We start from the raw sequence: 20,889 nt of genomic DNA, 5'->3' as shown, positions 1-20,889 counted from the left end.
ATTCGCCTTCAGTGCAGGTTCGGCTGCGCGCCGGCGCCGCCTTCGTTGATGAGGTGGCCCGTGGCGAAGCGGTCGAGTCGATAGGCGGCGTTGAGATCGTGCGGCGCGTCGTTGGCGATCGTATGCGCGAAGCAGAAGCCCGAGGCCGGCGTCGCCTTGAAGCCGCCGTAGCACCAACCGCAATTCAGATAGAGCCCGGTGATGTCGGTCTTGTCGATGATGGGTGATCCATCCATCGACATATCCATGATGCCGCCCCAGGACCGGAGCATCCGCAGCCGGCTAAGCGACGGCATGATCGCCACGGCTTCCTCCAGCACATCCTCGACCATCGGTAAGTTGCCGCGCTGCGCGTAGGAATTGTAACCGTCGAGCGAGCCACCGAACACAAGGCCGCCCTTGTCGGACTGGCTGACGTAGAAATGGCCCGCGCCGAACGTCACGACCGTATCGACCAGCGGCTTGATGCCTTCGGACACGAAGGCCTGCAGAACATGGCTCTCGATCGGCAGACGGAGCCCTGCCATGGCGGCGACGCGCGATGAATTGCCGGCTGCCGCGAGGCCGAGTTTTTTGGCGCCGATGAAGCCGAGCGTGGTCTCGACCCCGGTCACGGCGCCGGCCACGATGCGAATGCCAGTGACTTCGCAATTCTGGATGATGTCGACACCAAGCCGATCGCCCGCGCGGGCATAGCCCCAGGCGACTGCATCGTGCCGCACGGTTCCGCCGCGTTTTTGAAGCAAGCCGCCGTGGATCGGAAAGCGCGCGTTGTCGAGGTCGAGTGTCGGCACCATCGCGCGAACGGCTTCGCGATCAAGCAGGGTCGCGTCCGCGCCATGCAGCCTCATCGCATTGCCGCGATACGCAAACGCGTCGCGCTGCGCGTCGGAATGAAACAGATTAAGGACGCCACGCTGGCTGACCATCGCGTTGTAGTTGATGTCTTGCTCCAGACCCTCCCAGAGCTGCAACGATTTCTCGTAGAAGGGAAGGTTGCCCGGCTCGCGATAATTGGAGCGGATGATCGTCGTGTTGCGACCGACGTTGCCGCCGCCGATCCAGCCTTTTTCGAGCACCGCCACATTAGTGACGCCGTGGTTCTTGGCGAGGTAATAGGCGGTCGCAAGGCCGTGCCCGCCGCCGCCCACGATGATGGCGTCGTAGGCGCGTTTCGGCTGCGGCTCGCGCCACATCGGCGTCCACCCCGTCTGTCCCTTCCAGGCCTGCGAAAGAACTGAGAAAATCGAATAATGCACGGTCGTTCCGGTCCGGGTTCTCGGCTGGCGCAAGGGAGACCGGTCAGCCCTGAGCGACAGTCTACGCTCGGTTGCCCGTCGGGCTCAACCCGTCGTGAAGCCACAAAGGGTCGCAAAAATAAGCTCCAGCCATGTCATAGGCGGGTGCTTTGGCTTCAGACGAGCCCTTTCGGATGCGGTTGGATGACGCTTGCGTGATGCCGCCGAACCCGAAGCAGCCTTCTCCCAAACTCGTGGGATGTAGCCGCGCCACACCGGCGCAAATCCGTTCGCCTGCGCGGCAATGCGGCTTTGACATTGTGACGAACCGTCCGCACGGTGCCGATTGAGGTCGAACTGCGACGGCTGTGCGCGGAACGACGTTGCCGCGCCGGCATTGACGTTGCTGATGGTCAACCCATCCACATGAGTAGCCGTTTGCCGATCGAGCATTCCAAGTCAAACCGAAGATGGGTCGCCCGCGCCGCGACGTCGCTTGTCGCGATCCTGCTGGCGATGGGCGGGTTTGGGGTCGCCCGCGCCCAGATGGTGCTTCCCGGAGCCGTTGCGCCCGCACCCGAGGGCACGCGCGAAACGCCCAAACCGACCCGCGCCAAGTCAAAAGCGCCGCCAGACGAGCGCCATGCGGCGCCGCTGCAGGTCATCCCGGCGACCGCTCTGGCGGGCAAGACCTTGTCGCTGAACGGCGGCAAATCGCAAATCACTTTCGAGGCACGCGACAAGATATTGAGTGTGCCACATCTGACATTGACGGGCGAACTCATCTCCAACCCGCGCGAAACCTGTCAGATCGAAACACCCTCGACCGCGATACCCGTGACGATGCCGGGTCGACAGGATGGCATCGAACGCGTTCAGATCACCTTTCCGGCTTGCCCCATCACGTTCGATGTTCTCGATGGCGCGGCGCTCGTGAACAAGAGCCAAGCGGTCTGCGTGTTCAAAGACGCTAATTGTCAGGTCAACCCTGTGGGCCTGTGGGGCCCACAAGCGGGCGATCTCGGTCCGGATCGGGTCAAGGAGATCGAGCATCTCCGTGCTCGGGCAGAAGCCGCGGTCCGTGAAAACTTTAAGGCTCTGGCAAAGTCCACGAAGGATCGGACCGCCATCATGGGTTTCGCCCGCGAACAGGCTCAATTCTCGTCGACGCGTGAGGAAACCTGCCGCGATTATGTCGGTGAGGGACGGCACGGCTTCTGCGCCACGACGATGACCGAAGCGCGCGCCTCCGTGCTACGCGCCAAGCTGGGCGATAGTCTCGAAGTGAAGGCCGAACGGAAACGCAAGCGGTCCGGACACGCCGCGAAACCTTGAGCGACAAGCCGAGGGGCAAGGCTCGCGCCGGATCGACCCCCGGACGTCCACACTCGATGCGACCGTTGATCGACGGTGCTGTCGTCGATGGTCGGCGGCTTCAATTGGGCGATGCTTCAGGATGTCTGCGGGGCGTGGGTCCCTCCGACCGGCTTAATGGATCTTTGTTATCAGCACGTCTTCTTGTCTTATCCACTAGAGGGAGACAGTGTGAAGACGACGTCTTGTCGGCTTTCGCGGACGACTGGCGGAGACAAGCACATGCCGAATTTGAACACCGCTTGTTTCTTGGGGTTGGTCGTGTCGCTTGCGTCGGTTCCGGCCGGTGCCTCCGCCGAGGTCATCGGCGTCGGCTATAAGGTGGTGCGCTCCGGCGATGTGGCTCCGATGGGGTTTCACTATCAAGTCTCGCATGAGTGCCGCTCGCTCGGACCCATTGCGATCAACCTGGCGGTCGCGCCGCTTCACGGAAAGGTCGTAATCAAGGAGAAGGTCGGCGAAATGACCTTCGGTGGGCAGAGCGCCTATTCGGCTTGTAACGCTCGCAAAATATCGGGTGTGCAGGTTTATTGCCGCTCGGCCGCGGGGTATGTGGGTTTTGACCGCTATGTCGTCGAGCGCGTGCTCTCCACCGGCAATGCGGAGTTGATCAAGGTCAACCTGTCGGTGAGATAGCGGTGGTCGCGCGACCTAGCGCACCGTTTCAGTGAAGAACACAGCAGCCTGCCGGATGGCGTTCCGAGCTTCGGGCAGCCGTAGGCTCATCTGCATGAAGCCGTGATGCACGCCATCGTGGATCGCCAACCGATGCGGCACGCCGGCGGCCTCGATGCGTTTGGCGAGCGCCACCGTATCGCAGAGCAGAGGGTCGAGGCCTGCGGCGTTGAGGAAGACGGGCGGTAGCCGGGCCAGATCCGGCTCGGAGGCCTCGGCCGGCCAAACCAGCGGGTTGTCCTGCGCCGTGCTGCCGGGTGGAACATACCAATCCCAAAATCGCTGCATGCCGCTTCGCGTCAGGCCGAAACCCTCGGCAAAGCGCGTGTAGGACGGGCTCTCGAAGTTTTTGTCGTAGGCGCCGTAGAACAGCAGGCCGAGGTCGGGCTTGCGTCGGTCCGCGTCGATCTCGCTGAGGATGACGGCCAGCGCGAGATTCGCGCCCGCGCTGTCGCCCGCGACCGCCAACGGTCCATCGAAGCCGGGGTCGTTCCGGTTCGCCACGATCGCGCGCCATGCCGAAACGCAATCCTCCAGCGGTGCCGGGTACGGATGTTCCGGCGCCAACCGATAATCGACCCCGAGCACGCGGGTCTGCGTGGCCTCCGCCAGCAGCCGCATGAAACGAGCATGCGATCGCAAGCCGCCGAAGGCCCAGCCGCCACCATGAAAGAACAGGATACAGCCCGGGATCGCGCCTTTCGGCACCAGCAACTCCGCCTGAACGGCCGGGCTCCCGGCCAGCGTCACCATCTCCACCGAGGCCATGACCGGCAGTTCGCTATTCCAGCGCGCGTAAGCGCGGTCCTGCTGCTGGCGCGCCTCGGCGGGCGACATGTCGAGCCAGTTCGGCATCGTGCCATCCTGCTCGATGAGCCAATCCCACACGGCTTGCATGTCGGGCGAGCGCTTGGCGTCTGGCCCGAGCAGCATGTCGAGATCGACGGAGGACGGGGCAATCGACGTGTTGGTCACAAAAACGGTCTTTCTCGTCAAAGTCAGATCGGGAGGGGAACGCGGTGCTGCGCCACCGGGATCATGGCCCGCACCTTGTGGACGCGGGCCGGATCGATACGGGCCGAAACGAGGCCGGGACCATCGCTCGCGCGGGCCACGACCAGCCCCCACGGGTCGACCACCAGGGAGTTGCCATAGGTGTGACGGATTTCATTGCCCTGCTGGAAGGCCCCCGTCTGCGCGGCCGCGCAAAAATAAGTTTCGGTTTCGATCGCACGGGCGCGGCACAACACGTCCCAATGGTCCTTGCCGGTCTGCATTGTGAAGGCGGCCGGCAGTGCGATCATGGTGGCGCCTTTGTCGGCCAGGGCCTGGAACAGAGCCGGAAACCGCAGATCGTAACAGATCGCGCAACCAACCGTGACGCCCTCGCAATCGTAGGTCACGACGGCATCGCCCGGCTTGATGGCGGTACTCTCTTTGTAGTCGACGCCGTCCGGTGTCGTGACGTCGAAGAGATGAATTTTGCGGTACCGCGCCAATTCGCGGCCGTCGCGGCCGAACACCAGCGTGGTGTTATGCAATCGATCGTCGTGCGGGAGCGCCTCGAGAATCGATCCGGCGTGGATCACGATCCGATGCTTGGCCGCAAGCTCCTGAAGCATCGTATAGGCCGGGCCGTTCGGCAGCACTTCTGCCGCCGCGCGCTTCGATTGCCGGTCCCCGCCCATATAGTCGAACACTTCCGGCAGCAGCACCCAATTAGGGCCATTCTCAGCGACGGCGCGCTCGATCAAAGTGCGGGCGGTCGCGAGATTGGCGATCTTGTCGCTGACCGAGTTCATCTGCAGGAGTGAGACTTTCATCGACGTGGATCTCGCGGGATGTCGGGTCGGCGCAATGTTGGATGGCGGACGCCTCGCGTCAATGCCGTTGCGCCATGTCGGCCGGCTGACGCACCAGCGCGAACTCCTGCTCCGGCTTGACTTCACCGGGGCGAGCCGTCAGGTTCCCGGCGCTTCCTGCGGCCTGGCGCCGCCAGCGTCAGATCGTCCTTCTCCTTCCCTCAAAATCAGGCGATCCGGTTCGAGCTTCATGCGTACATATCTCGATTTTGAAAAGCCCGTGGCCGAGATCGAGGCCAAGATCGAGGAGTTGCGAACCGTCGCGGCGGCCGACAATGCGGTGCCGATCGGCGAGGAATTGACCCGCCTCGAGGTCAAGGCCGCCAAAGCGCTCGCAGACCTCTATGTCGGTCTCACGCCGTGGCAGAAAACCCAGGTGGCGCGGCATCCCCAGCGGCCGCATTTCATCGATTACGTGAAAGCGCTGATCACCGACTTCACCGCCTTGGCGGGCGACCGCAACTTCGCGGAGGATCAGGCGATCATCGGTGGGTTCGGCCGATTCCAGGGGCGGTCTGTTTGCGTTATCGGGCAGGAGAAGGGCTCCGACACCGAAACGCGGCTCAAGCATAATTTCGGGATGGCTCGGCCGGAGGGATACCGCAAGGCCGCGCGGTTGATGGATATGGCCGATCGATTTGGCATTCCGGTCATCTCGCTGATCGATACGGCCGGCGCCTTCCCGGGCATCGACGCCGAGGAGCGCGGGCAGGCCGAGGCGATTGCGCGGTCCACCGAAGCCTGTCTGGCGCTGGGCTCGCCCAATGTCGCGGTCGTGATCGGCGAGGGTGGCTCGGGCGGCGCGGTCGCGATCGCGACGGCCAACCGTGTGCTGATGCTCGAACATGCGATCTATACGGTCGCGTCGCCGGAAGCTTCGGCGTCGATTCTCTGGCGCGATTCGTCCCGGGCCGAAGATGCGGCCACCAATATGAAAATCACAGCGCAGGATTTGCTGCGGTTCGGCATCATCGACGGGATCGTGGCCGAGCCGCCGGGTGGCGCGCATCGGGATCCCGATGCGATCTTTGCCTCGACGGCCGATGCCGTCGCCAAGTCGCTCAAGGCCTTCGAAGGCCAATCGCGTGATGCCATCATCGAGGCGCGAGCCGAGAAATTCCTCGCAATAGGCCGCAAGCCGTAGAGCCTTGAATATTTAAGTCACACAGGAACTTTTTCAAATTCCCTGAATCTGGCCTGCGATTTCGTTGTGGTAACGTGGCGGTAAGGGTACAAGCGGCAGGTTCGATTTAGCGCTTTTGCGGTGCTCAAATGCAGCGGAACTCATCAGCATGTCGGTAAGCCATACGATCCGCAGACTCGTTGTCCTGGCGCTCGCGCTCGCCGGCGCGGCTCTCTTGGCGGGTTGTGAAGAGACCGGATCGTCGACGAGCTATCGCGCTTTCGCTCCGATCCCGCCTGCGACCGAACAACTGATGGCCACCAAAGGGACGATGAAAGACGCCCCGATGCTGATCCGCGCCTTTAAGAAGGAAGCGGAACTCGAGGTCTGGAAGCGCAAGCCGGACGGGAAATACGTTTACCTGAAGACCTTTCCGATGTGCCGCTGGTCGGGTCAGCTCGGTCCCAAGGTGACCGAGGGCGACCGGCAGGTGCCGGAGGGATTTTACACGATCACGCCGGGCCAGATGAACCCGAATTCGCATTACTACCTGTCGTTCAACGTCGGCTATCCCAACGCCTACGATCGGGCCAACGGGCATACCGGCGGCTCGATCATGGTGCATGGCATCTGCTCGTCGGCCGGTTGTTTCTCGATGACCGATAAGGAAATCGAAGAGATCTACGCTCTGGCCCGCGAGTCGTTCGCTGGCGGTCAGCGCGCGATCCAGATGCAATCCTATCCGTTCCGCATGACGGCCGAGAACATCGCCAAATTGCGTCTCGACCCCAACATGCCGTTCTGGCGCGAATTGAAGAAGGGGTCCGATCTCTTCGACGTGACCAAGACAGAAACGCCGGTCGGCGTTTGCAATCGTCACTATGTCTTCGGGGCGAGCCCGAAGGGAGAGGCGCGCTTCGATGCTTTGTCGAGCTGCCCGCCCTTGAACGAAGATCCGGCCGTCAAGGCCGAGGTCGCGGCCAAGGAACAGCGGGACAATGCCGAAGTCGCGGCGCTGGTCACCAAAGGCGTCATGCCTGTGCGGATCATCTATGCGGATGGTGGACAGCACGAGTCCTTCGCGCATCAGATTGCTGATGTGAGCCGCGCCGATGCGCTTGCGGCCGGCGCCACCGAGATTGCTCTCGATGCAGGGCCGAAGTCCAAATCCGTTGCGGTTCAGGTCGCTGCCGCCAAAGCCGCTTCGAAGGCGCTACTGGCGAAAGGCAATATCGGCTACGTTCCGCCGACCGTCGCGATCAACGAAACCGGCTCGATCAAGCCGGTCGCGGTGCCCGTCGCTCCGATTGCAGTCGCCAGCAATACGACGACGGTCGCTGCCTCGGCGCCCGTCGGTGCCGTGTTGCCGATGAAGACCGCGCAGGCCGAAATGCCGGCCACCTTCAATGCTGCGCCGTCGGCCTATGCCAAAACAGAGACGAAAGATGAGCCGCTTGGCTTCTTGAACAAGTGGATCAACCTCAATGGGCCGAAGCCTGAGGCCGCGCCTGTCGTGCAGGCCTCGGCTCCCCCGGTGCAACTGATCACAACCGGACCGGAGAGCATCAATCATGGCCCGTTGACGGCCCGGAAACTGGGTGCGGCGGCTAGCAAGGCGCATAATCGCGAGGCGGCCGCGCCAACCAAGACTAACGACTTGACCAGCACGTTGCCAAAGGCAACGACGGACCATGCCCCCTTGCCCAAGTCGGCGATGGCGACCACGTCGACCGTGAATTAAGCTCGACCTGCCTAGTGTCTGCCAGAGACTAGGTCTGGCAGACACTAGGCCTGCAAGAGACAAGGCTTGCGAGCGACGAGGCGAGGTGGATCGCTCTTTATCGCTCGCTCTCGTGGGGCGAGCGGCTGAGCGCCCGGCCTAGTGATCCTGACCCGCGCGGCGGAATGTGACTTTCGACAGAGCGGTCCAATCGAGGCCGCCGTCGCCATGCGCGATCGCATCGATGAACCCATCGCGGAGAAGGCTGGCGATCGGCATCGGCACATTCACGGCTTCGGCCGCCTGCATGGTCAAGCGCACATCCTTCGCGCCGAGCGTCAGCTTGAAGGCGGCCGGCTCGAAGGTTTGATCCGCGATCAGCTTGCCATAGCCCGTGTGGATTCGACCGCCGAAGAGCGTCCCGGTCAGCACCTCCATCAGGTCATGCGGATCGACCCCATTGCCTTGCCCGAGCGCCATCGCTTCCGCTATCGTCTGCACCGAGGCCGCGATCATGTAATTGCCCGCGAGTTTGACCACGTTGGCGCGATAGGGCTCGGGGCCAAGCCGCCAGACCTTCTGCCCCATGGCTTCAAAGAGCGGCATCGCCTTCTCGATCAGGGCCGGATCGCCGGCCGCCAGGATGTTGAGCTGCGCCGCGACGGCGACCTCGGTTCGGCCGAACACGGGGGCGGCGATATAGCCGAGTCCCGATGCGGCATGCGTGTCGGTCAAAGCTTTCGCGAGCGCCACCGAGATGGTCGCCATGTTGATGTGGAGCAATCCCTTGGGCGCTTTGTCGAGCAACCCGGCAAGCGTCTGTTCGAGGGCCGCGTCATCGGCCAGCATGGTGATGACCGCATCGCCCGCAAAAGCGTCGGCCGCAGTCGCGACCGCCACGGCCCCCGCCGTCGTGAGATCCTGAGCCGGTCCGGGTGAGCGGTTCCAAACCCGCACCTGATGGCCCGCGCGCAACAAGTTGGTGGCCATGGCGCGTCCCATATGCCCAAGCCCGATAAAACCGATATCCATGTCAAACTCCGATTATGCTTGTGCAACGGGGGCCGCTGCTCGGCCGTTCAGGCCGTCGAGTCGTCCCCCTTCGATGACGTCAACGCGGCCCGAGCGTCGAAAGCGCCGCATCGAGATCGCCGGACGCAAGTTCCATGACGAGCGGCCCTTCGGTCCAGATCAGGAAAGCCCGCACGACCCGGCCAGGGTAGAGCGGCGACACGGCGGAACGGTAGAGCGCCAGTTGGACCATGTAAGACGACGGGACGGTGCCGCCACGCGGAGCAGCCCCGGTCTTATAATCACCAATCCAAATCGCGTCGTCGGTCAACGCGATCCGATCGATCTGCCCGGTGACATCGACCTCATGTCCGGCGACGTCGACCCGGGCCGCGATCGCCACCTCGGCCTGCGAGCCCGGCCCGAACAGCGGCAACAGTGCCGGTTCGTCGAGCACGCGCAACGCCGTCGTGACGAGCTGGTCGCGCTTCTCCGCCGTGAGCGCGCGGCCCTGCGCCGCGAGATAGCGCAAGCCGGCATCGCGGCGGCGAGGGGTGGCGACGGCGGGGAGATGCTGCAGCAGCCGGTGCATGAGGCGCCCGACGAGGGCCGCCTCGCGCTGAGCGGTCGGGCGAGGCCCGATCGCGAGATCACTCGCGTCGCGGGGAGGTTGGTCGGCTGCCCCAAGCGCGTTGGACGGGCGGATCGGCGGCGCGACCGCAACCTCGCGCGGAGCGGGGCAATTCAGCCACGCCGGGGCTTCCACAGGTAAACCCGCTGGTGCCGCGACCGCCATCGTGGCCTCGCCCATCGGATCGCTGCGCCTGAGGATCGTGTCATTGGCATCCCATGGAGCCGGTACCGGCTCGAGGCCGAGATCGACCGCCTCGATCATCTTGTACCAGCTATCGGCGGCGGGGTCGTTTTTGCCATGGAACCCGCCGATATAGAGGCGCTCCTCGGCTCGCGTCAGCGCCACATAAAGGAGACGCCGATGTTCATCGAGCGTCGCCTCCCAGCCGGCCAAGCGCCGGTCGGCCACCGCTGGCGTGTCGGCATCGCTTTTGGGTGACCAGACCAGTAGACCCGGACGAGATTCGCTCGATTGCTCGCCGTCGAGCCGCTCGCCGTCGAGCCAGAACAACTTCGGATCGTGCTGTTTCCTCGGTACGCCACACGTGTCGGGCAGGAACACGATCTTGGCTTCGAGACCTTTGGCCGCATGGACCGTCATGACCCGAACTGCGTCGCCGGCCGCGTCCATGTCGCGTTTGACCGAAAGCTCGGTGCCTTCCAGCCGGGCCAAGAAGGTCAATAGCGAGGGCGCGCCATCGCGCTCATGCGCCAGCGTCAGGGCCATAAACTCGTCGATCACGTCGCCGGCTTCGGGGCCGAGGCGCGACAGGAGCTTGCGACGGCCGCCGTCCTGACCGAGCAGCCGCGTGTAGAACGCGAAGGGCGTCAGTGTCGCGGCCCTGTCGCGCCAAATCGAAAGCCAGTTGGCAGCCGTCCGGTCCCGGTCGTTCGTGGATGCTGCGATCGCCTCGGCAAGGCTACCGCCTCGCTGTGGGGCGAGCCTCAGCAGGTCGTCGTCGTCGAACCCCATCAGTGGCGATTTCAGCGCGCAAGCGAGCGTCAGGTCGTCGTCGGGCAGCAAGGCCGCGCGCCCCGCCGCCGTGAGATCCATGACGGCGATATGATCCGTCAGATTGACGCGATCCGCCCCCGCGACGGGCACGCGTTTGTCCTTCAGGGCCCGGATCACCGCATTGAAGAACGGGCCGCGCGAGCGCACGAGAATTAGGATGTCACCGGGGTGCACGGACCGGCGACGGTCGGAGGGGCCGTCGTGAACGGTTTCTGTCGAGCCGGGTGCCGTCAGCCGCGCGATCGTGTCGGCGACGCGACGTGCCATCACGACGGCAGGATCGGACGCGTCGGGCAGATCGACCGGCAACCGCCAATCGGCGGGTTCGGGCGCCGGTGTCGGCCCGATCGGCCTCCACAGTTCCACGAGGCCCGGAATGGCGCGCTTCAAAGCTTCATGCGGCATCACGCCATCGGCTCCAGCCGAGAGCCCGCGCGCGTGCCCCTCATGGGCAAAGATGCGGTCGACGACATCCAATACCGTGCGGGCCGAGCGGAACGACAGCTGAAGCCGCACGCTTTCGAACCGAAGGCCCGCCGCGATCGCGCGCTTTTTATAATCCTGGTGAGCGGCATCGAACATGGCGGGGCGGGCGCCCTGGAACGAATAGATCGATTGCTTCGCGTCACCGACCGCAAAGAAGGTGCGGTTGCTTCGGCTTTGCCCCTCGCCGGAGAAGAAGTCCCGGCTGATGGCGCGCAGGATGTCCCATTGGTCGGGGGATGTATCCTGCGCCTCGTCGACCAAGACATGGTCGATGCCCGAATCGAGCTTGTAGAGCACCCAGGCGCTGTCGGAGCGCTGCAGCAACATGCGGCTGCGTTCGATCAGATCGGAAAAATCCAACAAGCCGCGACGGCGCTTCAGGCCCTCGTAGGTGTCAAGGATGGCGCCCGCCACCGTCAGCAGTGCCATCGTGCCCTCGAACGCCTCGGCGGCCCGCCGTTTCGCCAACAGGTCCACGAGCCGATCGCGCTCGGCATCCAAAGTCGCGCAGAGAGACGCCTCGGCCGCCCGCACTTTCTTGGCCAGATAGCTATCAGCCCGTTTGCCGAGCTTCTGCGTGAGGAAGACGTCGAGATAGGCCGCGATAACGCCGGGGCCGGTGGCCCGCGCCGCCTCGATCAGCCGCTCGCCAGTCGCGCTGCCGAGGCTGGCGAGATGCTGGCCGATGCTCTCCCATTCGGAGCGCTGTAGGCCATCGTCCAGCATGGCGCGTTCGACGTCGGCGATCCCGAGCCCGCCCGTGCCGAGCGCCTGTCCCAGCGCGTCACCCAGGCGATCGATGCCGCCGGCCGCCTGTAGACTGGCTCGCAACGAACCATAATGCGTCGACACCTCCGCCACGAGCCCGTCGAAAACGGCGGTCGACAGAGTTCGCCCGAGCCGCTCGACAGCCTGCCCGAGGGGGGAGTCGGGGTCGTCGACGGCCTCGGCCAAAGCGGCTTCGCGCGCGCGGGACAGCAATTCGGCTTGCTGTGTTGCCTCGATGACGGTGAAGCGGGCCGCCACATTGGCCTCGAACGGGAAGGCGTGCAGCATCTTCTCGCAGAAGGCGTGGATCGTCAGGATCTTCAAGCCGCCCGGTGTCTCGACCGTTCGGGCGAATAGACGTCGCGCCGCCGCAAGATCCGCCGGGGTGGGACGCGGCGCGCCCGTTTCGATCATGGCGGCCGACAGCGCCGCATCGTCCATCGTGACCCAGCGGGCCAGGGTGTCGAAGACCCGAATCGACATATTGGCGGCTGCCGCCTTGGTGAAGGTGAGGCAGAGGATGCGGCTCGGTGCGACCCCGCCGAGCAACAGTCGGATCACGCGACGGGTCAGTACGAAGGTTTTGCCCGACCCGGCATTGGCCGACACCCAGGCCGACCCGGTCGGATCCGACGCGCGCTGCTGGTTGACGATCGTATCGACCGGAATGTTCTGGCTCATGCGGCATCCTCGCCGTCGTCGTCGCCCCCGGCGGCCGACCATTCCTTCACGCGCGAGAGGTGATCATAGGCATTGAAGCGCGCCGCAAATTGCGGGTAGGGCCGCGCCGGATAGCCCGTTGCCGGATCGCGGAAGCTGTCGAGCAATTGCACGAGACCCTCGAAATGGTCGGCGACCACATCTTCGAAGCTGCGGTCCTTCCAGGTGAGAGCGCGCAGCTCCACGCTGTCGGATGTGCCGAATTTCACGTAGGTCGCACCCTCGACTCGACGGCCGTGGCCGATTGCCGGAAAGGCGCCGCGCTCCACCATGGCGGCTTCGAGCGTAAGCTGCGGCGCGAAGCCGACCTTCACCGCGCTTAGCGACGGCGATGCCCCTGTTTTATAGTCGATGATGGTGACGAGGCCATCGGGGCCGGTCTCGATCCGGTCTGCATTGGCGGTCAGCTTGAAGACCGATCCGTCGGAGAGTGGAATCAGCAATTCGCCCCGCTCCTCGACCGCCAGCTGTGCGGCACGGGCGCGGCGCCCGGCTTCCCAGGCCACGAAGGCGCGCGTCCAGCCGGCAATGCGCGGCCACAGAAACGAGCGAAATAGGGGCTCGTCCAGCGAGCCTTCGAAGATCGTCTCGGCGCGACCGAGCAGGTCGTCGGCGGCACCGGGGGGCAGCGGCCCTTCGGCATAGTGTCGCGTGAAGTCGCGCAGAACGGCGTGGAAATCGGTGCCGTATTCGCGCGGTCCCATGATGGCGCCGATCGGGTCGACCGGGCGGAGTTTTAGGATGCTCTCGGCATAGATCGCGTAAGGGTCGCGCCGCAGTGTTTCGATGCGGGTCACGCTGAGGCGCGTCGGTCGCAGCGCCACATCGGGTCTCGGCGCCGGGCGCTTGAGTGTCTGGCTCTCGGCGGGTCGATCGAGCGCCGCCGCGAGCGCCACATAGCGGGAGCCGCGTTGGCGACAGGTGGCCCAGTGCGGGCCGGCCACGGCCGCCATGCGTTGCAGGAAACGCGACGGCACGGTCGGGGCGCCGCCGCGTTTGCGGGCGCGACTGAGGATGACGCGCGGCTGGCCGAGCGCCATGTCGAGATCATGCGCCGTCTGACCGATGCGCCGCTCCGGCGGCGGTAGGCCGAGGGCGGCGCGCATCGGCCGGTTCAAAAACGCGTCGGTCTGCACCAGGGGCGGCCAGATCGTCTCGTCGAGTCCCGCCAGCAACACCAGGTCGGCGGACAGCAACCGGGCTTCGAGCAGCCCCAGGATTTTGAGGCGTGGATGGCTGCGGTTTGGGCCACGCACGGGCGTTTCGGCGGCGAAGCGGTCGAACAGAGCCGCGTAACCCGCTCCGTCCAGCGTGATCGCCGCATCGGCGGCCTCGCGCAGCGCATCGAACAAGGCCGCGACCGCGTGGCCGTCGATGCCGGTCATCGCCGTTTCGCCATCCGGGGTGAGCGTCATGGTCCAGATCGCTTCGGCATGGGCATCGAGCCAATCGGGTAGGGGCGTGCCGGCGCCGAGGCGATGCACGGGCGCGAGCGCCGCCGTCACATCCGCAAGAAAGGCGGCTAGCCGGTCGAAAGCGGCCTCGTCCAGACGTTTCAGCGGGTCTGGCGCATAAGGTTGCTGGCGCTTTGCCCGCGCGCGCTCGACCAGCCCGGCGGGATCATGCAGAGCGCGCGGCGGCAGCACTCCGCGCAGGATGGCGATCTCCAAGGTCCGGGCGAGGTCCGCTACAGCGTGGCGCGCTCGACCGAACCGGGCGAGCGGATGCGCCAGGAGAGCCAGCACCTCGACGGGCGCGAGATCGCTCAGGGCGCAGTCGACCACGAGGCGCGCGAAAGCGCCCGCTGGCGTCGTTCCGAGTTGCTCGCCGCCCGATTCGTCGATCTCGATCGACCACCGGGCAAGTTCCTCGCGGACGCGTCGGCCGAGCGCGCGGTCCGGCGTCACGAGCACGGCGGTGCCGTCCTGCTCGAGCGCCTCGCGCATCGCGATCGCCAGCGCCAGCGCTTCTTCGCGTTCATCGGCGGCCTCGATCACGAGCACGTCTGCGAGGGCCGCCTCGAGATCGAGCGGTTCCGCTTGGTCCGCAAAGGCCCGCCACAGGTCGGTCGTTTCGGCGGGACGCATCGCTTCGCTGACGAAGCGCCGCCGCATCGCAAGCGTGGGCGGCACCATGCCGAGCGGCACGACCGCGTCGCGCTCGACCCCGATTGTGCCGAGCAGGCGCTTCAGCGTGGCTTGCGGATGGCTGGCGGCCGGATCGGCACCGTTCTGCCCCGCGATGGCGCGCCAACTCGGCTCGTCGAGGCTGTGATCGAGCCCGGGCAGCACGACGGCCCCTTGCGGCAGGCGCGAAATAGCCGCGATCAAGCGCGCCGTCGCCTTGTTGGATCCCGTCGATCCGGCCACGATCACCGGTCCGGTCGCGGTATGTTCGAGCCGCCTGATCTCCGAGTCGATCAGCGCGATCTGCCGCGCCGCGCGGTCGACTTCACCGCGTTCCGCCAAGATGGCGGGCCAGCCTGCGATGGCGATGTTCAAAAAGTCGAGCGTGATCCGCCAGTAACGATCGAACGCATCGGTGCCGAGCGGCTCGATGCTGGCCCAACCGATGCCTTCGGTCAGCAACTCGTCGCTGAGCGCGGCGAGATCGCCCGATAACGCCCAGGCATCGGCCGCCGAGGTGGCGACCAGAAGATCTTCGTTGGCGTGGAGCGTGCGCCGACCCTCGCCATCGACCGAGATGATGGCGCGTCGCACGGCCTGCGCCCAGCCAAGGATCATGCGGGTCATGATCATGCGGCGGGTGAGATCACCGATCGCGATCGGGAGGTCGGGCGTGAGCGGATCATCGAAACCGGGATCGTCGAACAGCACGTCCGTCTCGACCGCATCGAGCCCGCCGAGCGGCAGGATGCGGGGCAGCAGGACCGAGGGCGCCGCGATGTGGCTGGCGAGGGTTGCGGCCAAGGCTCGGGCGGCGCGACGGGTCGGCACGAAGATGGTGGCGGAGGCAAGCCCGAGCGGGCCGGCCGCCGCTGAAAAACCGGGCACCAGCGTTCCGTCCAGCAGGGTCGTGGCGAGCGTATCGAGAAACGGTGCGCCCGGCGGGATCGTGAACAGCCGGGGGTGTCGCATGCTTGTCTCGGTTCAGCGGTTCGAATGTTCGATGACGTCTTCGGCTTCGGCCAAAGCCTCGGGCGTGCCGACATGCAGCCACAGGCCCTCGAGCCGTGTGCCGAAGAGCCGCCCCGCCTCGGCCGCAGCGAAGAAAAACGGCGCTAGCCTGAACACGTCCGCCTGTGTTTCGGCGAACAGATCCGGCTTGACGATGCCGATCCCCGAATAGACGAACGGCGTCACCGCATGTTCCTGCCGACGCGACAGGCGGCCGTCCTCGTCCATGGCGAAATCGCCGGGCCAGTCGACCCCGATGCTGGTTGTCGTGGAGGCGACGAGCAGCAGGATATCCATCCGGTGCGGATTCCAATGTGCGGCAAGCCGGCGAAGGTTCGAGGTCGGGCCCTCGAGCCAGAGTGCGTCGGTGTTGCAGATCAGAAATGGAGCCGGGCCGAGCAAAGGCAGCGCCTTCTTAATGCCGCCACCCTGATCGAGCAGCCGGTCGCGCTCGTCCGAGATGATGATCGAGGGCGCCGTGCGGCCCGCCAGACGCGCCTCGATCTGGTCGGCCAGATAGTGCACGTTGACGATGGCGCGCCGAACCCCGGCGTCGGCCAGACGGTCGAGCGTATGGTCCAACATCGACCGGTTCGCCACGGAAACGAGGGGCTTGGGCATGGTGTCGGTGAGCGGACGCATCCGTGTGCCGAGCCCTGCCGCAAACACCATGGCGACGTCGGGGGTCGGCATCAGGATCGCTCGGCCCCGAGCGCGCGGGGCACATAGGCCTCGAACCAAGCCTTGAGCTCCGCAAGGGCGGGATGAGCGAGGCCCTTGGCCAGATAGGCTTCGATCCGCGGCAGGTTCTCGAGATATTGCGGTTTGCGGTCGCGCTTATCGAGCCTCGCAAAAATACCGAGGATCTTGGTGGCGCGCTGCACGCCCATCACCGCATAGGCTTGGACGAAGCCGGCCATGTCGAAGCGGGGATCGGCGGCTTTTCGCATTTGAGCATAGGCTCCAAGCAGGCGGAGTTCGAGAGCGTCCGGCACGGTCACGCGCGCATCCTGCAGCAAGGCGGCAACGTCATAGGCCGGATGGCCCATCACACAATCCTGGAAATCGACGATGCCGATGCGCGCCGTGCCGCGCCGGTCGGGCAGCCAGATCAGATTGGGAGAATGGACGTCGCGCAGGCACCAGGTCGCCGGGGCGTCGATCAGCGGCTGCAACAGACGCGTGTAGATGGCCAGGAAGGTCGCGCGGGCACTGGCCGACACCGCGACCTTGGCGATCTGCGGCGCATACCAGTCGATCATCAGTTCGGCTTCGATCAGTAGAGCATCGAGGTCGTAGGGGGGGATCTGATACGGCGTCGCGTCGTCGATCGGAACCGTGGTCGGCAGCGTCGTGCCATGCAGTTTGCCGAGGAGCCCGACCGCTTCGAGGTAGCGTTCCGCGATCGGGCCGTCGGCCGTGACACACGGCTCCGACCCCAGATCCTCCAGCACCGCGAGACCCGCGTCGATGTTGGCCGCATAGATCTCCGGCGCGGAGATGCCCTGCTGGCGGAGCGCTTTGTCGATCGCGATGAAGGGCCGGATGTCAGCCGCGAGTTGCGCGATCAGGTGATAGGGCTTGCCATAACGCACCACCGGCGCATCGGCGCGCGGCGGCGAGATCATCAGGACGGCCGTTCGCCCATCCGACCGGGTCAACCGCTCATAGGCGCGCGTCGAAGCATCGCCGGTCATGTATCGCCGAGCTGCTCCATCGAAGCCCGCTTCGGGCAGGAGGTCCTCGATCGCCTTGATCTCGCCGAGACGGGTGGCGAACCGACCATAGCCCGTCATCACCATGTCGCGGCGGCGCGGATCGGCATCGGCCGGGATTGAAAATTGGAGATCGAGCCGATCCGGCGCGATCCCATTGCCGATGCGATCGGCCCATTCGACAATCACCAGCGCGCCATCGGCCGCTTCGTCCCAGCCGAGTTCGGCGAGTTCGTCCACCGTCTCGATGCGGTAGAGATCGGCATGGACGATCGGAAAGGCGCGACCGTCGTAGACTTGAACGAGCGTGAAGGTTGGGCTCGGCACGTCGAGCGTCGGATCGTTCGTGAGCTCCCGGATCAAGGCTCGCGCAAATGTGCTCTTGCCGGCACCGAGATCGCCCGACAGGGTCAGGAGGTCGCCGGCCTTCACCCAGCCCGCGACTTTGCTGGCCAGCATGACGGTCACGGTTTCGTCGCGCAGCACGAACTGCCACCGCGTCGCCGCTCCCGTTTCAGTCATGGTCCCCACCTCTAGCCAGAGCGCCGCAGCATGCTGACCCGTCGATAAAGGATCAGCGGCAACAGAACAATGCCATCGCGAGTCGCAAAGGAGCGGCGGCGGCCGATCATGTCCTCGCTGCTTAGTGGGAGCGAAGGCTGGTCGACAGCATGGCGTCGCTTTCGATGGCCTGCGCCTGGAAGATACATGTCACGGTCGTGCCCTCGCCGAGGGCCGAATCGATCAGCACCTGGCCGCCGTGTAATTCGACGAAAGCCCGCACGATCGACAGTCCGAGGCCGACGCCGCGATGCCGGGATCCGATCGTGTCGCTCTCGAAGCGATCGAAAACGCGATCCAGCATATCGCTCGACATGCCGCGTCCCTCGTCAGTCACCTTAAAGACGACCTGATCCTGCCGCCGCATGGCCGCCAGCGTGACGGTCTGGCCCGCCGAGGAGAAGCCGATCGCATTGGACAGAAGGTTGAACAGGATCTGCCGCACGCGTTGGCCGTCGGCCTCGAAGACGCCGATCCCCTCGCGGGCAACGATCTGCAGTGTGATGCCTGCATCCGATAGCCGGTCCTGCACACCTTCGGACGCTTCATCCATGATCTGACGGATGTCGACATCGCCGACGCTCAGCTCCATCGCGTCGATGTCGATGGTGGCGAGATCGAGAATGTCGTTGATGATCGCCAACAGGGCCGATGAGGATTTGGTGACGTAGCCCGCATATTCGAGCTGTTTGGCATTCAGCGAGCCGACCGACCGGTCGCCGAGGAGCTGCACAAAACCGATGATGTTGGTCAGGGGCGATCGCAATTCGTAAGAGACGTGGTGCACGAAGTCGTTGCGGATCTTCTCCGCATCGATCAGCGCCTGGTTACGCTCCTTCAAGGCACGCTCGACGTTCACGCCGGCCGTGACGTTGGTGAAGGTCAGCAGCGTCGCGCCGTCGGGCAACGGCGCCGCCGCATAGTCGAGGATGGTTCCATCCCGCCGTTGCAGTCGCTGTTCGAAGCCGCGCCGTTCGTCTTCGAGGCCCGCCACGATGGTCCGCATCGCGGTCCAGGCGGTGCCATCGCCGCAGAGTGGACCACATAGGCCTGCGATCTCATCGATATGCGGGCGCTCCAGCAACGTTGCGCTATCGAGCCGCCAGATCTCGGCAAAAGCCGGATTGAACAGCTTGAGGCGGCCGTCCGTGCCGAACACCGCCACGGCTTCCTTCAACGTGTCGAGAGTCTCGCCCTGGACGCGGATGAGCGCGTTATATTTTGATTCGAGGTGGTAGCGCTCGGTCACGTCGTCGAACAGGTAGGTGATGCCGCCGTTCGGGTTGGGGTTGGTGACGGCCCGCAGCGTGCGGCCGCCGGGCAGGTACCAGGCGGTTTCGCTCGGCTCGACCGCTTGATAGGCCGCAAGAACGCTGGCTTTCCAGGCGCGGTAATCGGCCTGTTCGGGTAGGCGTCCCTCGGCGCGGAGGCGGTCGAGGATTTCGCCGTCGAGCGGCTGGCTGTCCAGGAACGCGGCGTCGAGCGACCAAAGGTCTCGGTAGGCCGAATTATGAAACACCAGCTTCTTCGATCGGTCGAAGATCGCGACCGCGGTCGAGAGTTGATCGAGCGTGCGGGAGTGGGATGTCATCTGCCGCTCGAGTTCGGAGCGGGCCGATTCGAGTTCGGAGAGGTCGATCGCGATGCCGGCGGAACATTTCGCCGACGGCACGTCGATGACATGCAGGAGATGGCGCTCGCCCGCCACCACCGCATGCGAGCGGGCGATCCACGCGGTTCCGGTCGCGCGGGTCGCGTTGGCGGTGGCGCGCGCCGATTGATCGAGCAATTCGAGGCTGCGGACCACCGCGTCGGTGGGATCTTTCGCCTCGACCGCCTTGCCATAGGCTTTGTTGACCCAACTCAGGCGGCCGGCCTCGTTCCGCATCCACGCCGGATCGGGAATGATGTCGAGCATCTGCCGCAAGGCCTCGATCTCGTCGAGCACCTGGCCGTGCCGGTCGCGCAAGCGCGTCAACTCGAGGCGGTCACCCGAGACATCGCGGATCCGTAGGATCGCCCGACCACCGACCGCGCGGCCTTCGATTTCAAGATGACGACCCGCCACCGTGAGCACGGCCATGCGAAAACCTTCGCCCCGCGCGCGCAGGTGATCCACCGCATGTTCGAGCGATTGGGCCGTCGCGGGCGGCAACCATGTTCCGAAGCCGAGGATGCGGCGCGCCACGAGGGCATCGGCCACGAGCGAGAGATCTCCCTCGATCTCCGGCTCGCTGGTGGCGGAACGCCAGGCGACGACGATCTGCGGTTCGGCCGTCATGAACACCTGCGCCCGATCGACCTTGGCGCGCGCTTCGGCGAGTTCGGCCGTCATCTGCTGTTCGCGCTCCGCCCAGCGGCGACGGGCGGTCAGGTGCAGGAGCGCCACGACGGTTGCGATGAGAACCAGGGCCACGATGATGGCGAGGCCGGCGGATTCCCCATGGTCGAGCATGGAGCCGAGCGACATGAGGCGAATGTCGGCTGCCGATCCCGGGCCGCTGAACAGCATAAGGATCAGCGCGGCTTGGCCGATGCGGCTCACGATCGGCGCGGTGGAACCAACGGGCGTTGCAGGGGCGGCACCATAGCGCAGACGAGAGCGCGAAGCCGGTCGGCGCGGGTCGGCCGAGCAGCCGCTGCGACGCGCCTGCACAGAAATCGCCACGCCAAGGCGCTTCCCGAATCCCATTCCAAAGTCCCTTTGCGTCGCGGCCGTGGAGCCCACGCCTGACGCCGTGAGGACCAACCCCAGCGACAACGACGCTGCGACCTGATTCGCTTCAACTTAGCCTTTCACGAAGCGACTGAGAAAGTGGTTAACGCATAACAAAACACCCTCGAGGCGTTC

The 20,889-nt window shown here is 65.2% G+C and carries 14 protein-coding genes; 4 read left to right on the top strand and 10 right to left on the bottom strand.

The features are described from left to right. Positions 1-8: 8 nt before the first annotated feature. Together LGH83_RS07595 and LGH83_RS07590 are read right to left on the bottom strand one after the other, a co-directional pair. Positions 9-1,259, bottom strand: a complete 1,251-nt coding sequence (locus LGH83_RS07595; protein WP_227401267.1) for a sarcosine oxidase subunit beta family protein — start codon at positions 1,257-1,259, stop codon at positions 9-11. An 84-nt stretch (positions 1,260-1,343) separates the two neighbouring features. Beyond that, the gene (locus LGH83_RS07590; RefSeq protein WP_227401266.1) at positions 1,344-1,655 is read right to left on the bottom strand and encodes a hypothetical protein; all 312 of its coding nucleotides are present in this window, start codon (positions 1,653-1,655) and stop codon (positions 1,344-1,346) included. A gap of 9 nt (positions 1,656-1,664) precedes the next feature. Here LGH83_RS07590 and LGH83_RS07585 point away from each other — a divergent pair, with 9 nt between their 5' ends. Both LGH83_RS07585 and LGH83_RS07580 read left to right on the top strand, forming a co-directional pair. Continuing rightward, complete coding sequence (locus LGH83_RS07585) at positions 1,665-2,573, top strand: hypothetical protein (RefSeq protein WP_227401265.1); 909 nt, start codon at positions 1,665-1,667, stop codon at positions 2,571-2,573. A 261-nt stretch (positions 2,574-2,834) separates the two neighbouring features. Continuing rightward, a complete protein-coding gene (locus LGH83_RS07580) occupies positions 2,835-3,248 on the top strand; it encodes a hypothetical protein (RefSeq protein WP_227401264.1) in 414 nt (137 codons plus the stop codon). Between the two features lie 15 nt (positions 3,249-3,263). Here LGH83_RS07580 and LGH83_RS07575 read toward each other — a convergent pair whose 3' ends face one another. After that, the gene (locus LGH83_RS07575; RefSeq protein ID WP_227401263.1) at positions 3,264-4,262 is read right to left on the bottom strand and encodes an alpha/beta hydrolase; all 999 of its coding nucleotides are present in this window, start codon (positions 4,260-4,262) and stop codon (positions 3,264-3,266) included. A 23-nt stretch (positions 4,263-4,285) separates the two neighbouring features. Further along, positions 4,286-5,110, bottom strand: a complete 825-nt coding sequence (locus LGH83_RS07570) for a carbon-nitrogen hydrolase family protein (RefSeq protein ID WP_227401262.1) — start codon at positions 5,108-5,110, stop codon at positions 4,286-4,288. 229 nt (positions 5,111-5,339) lie between these two features. Here LGH83_RS07570 and LGH83_RS07565 point away from each other — a divergent pair, with 229 nt between their 5' ends. Further along, positions 5,340-6,293 (top strand): acetyl-CoA carboxylase carboxyltransferase subunit alpha, encoded by a 954-nt coding sequence (locus LGH83_RS07565; protein WP_227401261.1) that lies wholly within the window; start codon positions 5,340-5,342, stop codon positions 6,291-6,293. Positions 6,294-6,441: 148 nt separating this feature from the next. Further along, positions 6,442-8,013, top strand: coding sequence for a L,D-transpeptidase family protein (locus LGH83_RS07560; RefSeq protein ID WP_227401260.1), 1,572 nt, complete (start codon positions 6,442-6,444; stop codon positions 8,011-8,013). Positions 8,014-8,151: 138 nt separating this feature from the next. Here LGH83_RS07560 and LGH83_RS07555 read toward each other — a convergent pair whose 3' ends face one another. The 6 genes from LGH83_RS07555 to LGH83_RS07530 form a co-directional block, all read right to left on the bottom strand. Next, positions 8,152-9,024 (bottom strand): NAD(P)-dependent oxidoreductase, encoded by an 873-nt coding sequence (locus LGH83_RS07555; protein WP_227401259.1) that lies wholly within the window; start codon positions 9,022-9,024, stop codon positions 8,152-8,154. A 79-nt stretch (positions 9,025-9,103) separates the two neighbouring features. Continuing rightward, a complete protein-coding gene (addA, locus tag LGH83_RS07550; protein WP_227401258.1) occupies positions 9,104-12,586 on the bottom strand; it encodes a double-strand break repair helicase AddA in 3,483 nt (1,160 codons plus the stop codon). Beyond that, the gene (gene addB, locus LGH83_RS07545) at positions 12,583-15,723 is read right to left on the bottom strand and encodes a double-strand break repair protein AddB (RefSeq protein ID WP_227401257.1); all 3,141 of its coding nucleotides are present in this window, start codon (positions 15,721-15,723) and stop codon (positions 12,583-12,585) included. The genes addA and addB overlap by 4 nt, the downstream gene beginning before the upstream one ends. Before the next feature lie 12 nt (positions 15,724-15,735). Then, positions 15,736-16,455, bottom strand: a complete 720-nt coding sequence (locus LGH83_RS07540) for a nucleotidyltransferase family protein (RefSeq protein WP_227401256.1) — start codon at positions 16,453-16,455, stop codon at positions 15,736-15,738. Then, entirely contained in the window at positions 16,455-17,999 is a 1,545-nt protein-coding gene (tsaE, locus tag LGH83_RS07535) for a tRNA (adenosine(37)-N6)-threonylcarbamoyltransferase complex ATPase subunit type 1 TsaE (protein ID WP_227401255.1), read from the bottom strand. Before tsaE ends, LGH83_RS07540 begins: the two co-directional genes overlap by 1 nt. A gap of 121 nt (positions 18,000-18,120) precedes the next feature. Then, a complete protein-coding gene (locus LGH83_RS07530) occupies positions 18,121-20,730 on the bottom strand; it encodes a sensor histidine kinase (RefSeq protein WP_227401254.1) in 2,610 nt (869 codons plus the stop codon). Positions 20,731-20,889: the final 159 nt, after the last annotated feature.

The sequence above is a fragment of the Lichenihabitans sp. PAMC28606 genome, from assembly GCF_020616535.1.
Lineage (GTDB): Bacteria > Pseudomonadota > Alphaproteobacteria > Rhizobiales > Beijerinckiaceae > Lichenihabitans > Lichenihabitans psoromatis.
The sequence above is the reverse complement of the archived record's forward strand: the minus strand, read 5'-3'. Positions and strand labels throughout refer to the sequence as shown.